Genomic DNA, 300 nt, shown 5'->3' with positions numbered 1-300 from the left:
AAAAGCTGGTGGTTGAAAGCAGCGGTAATCAGGACAGCCCGTTGATGAATGGCAATACGCCGATTCTGGGGCTGGACGTATGGGAGCACGCTTACTACCTGCGCTATCAGAACCGTCGCCCCGAATACATCAACGCGTTCTACAACGTGGTCAATTGGGATGAAGTGTCGCGACGTTATCAGGCCGCTCTGGCCTGACTCCCGTAACCGGGCTCAAGGCAGCTTATGCGCTCAGGAATATTCGCTCTCAGCGGTGTGCGGTTGTTGCGGCTCGTCGTAGGCACGGGGCTGCTGTTGGCAG

General features: G+C 57.0%; 1 protein-coding gene. It reads left to right on the top strand.

Features of this window, described 5'->3' with window-relative positions; all coding sequences use genetic code 11:
* The coding region (locus ALO43_RS16930) for a superoxide dismutase (RefSeq protein WP_217999777.1) at positions 1–197 on the top strand (197 nt) is incomplete at its 5' end.
* Between the last annotated feature and the right edge of the window lie 103 nt (positions 198–300).

This window comes from Pseudomonas tremae (assembly GCF_001401155.1).
Lineage (GTDB): Bacteria > Pseudomonadota > Gammaproteobacteria > Pseudomonadales > Pseudomonadaceae > Aquipseudomonas > Aquipseudomonas tremae.
The sequence above is the reverse complement of the archived record's forward strand: the minus strand, read 5'-3'. Positions and strand labels throughout refer to the sequence as shown.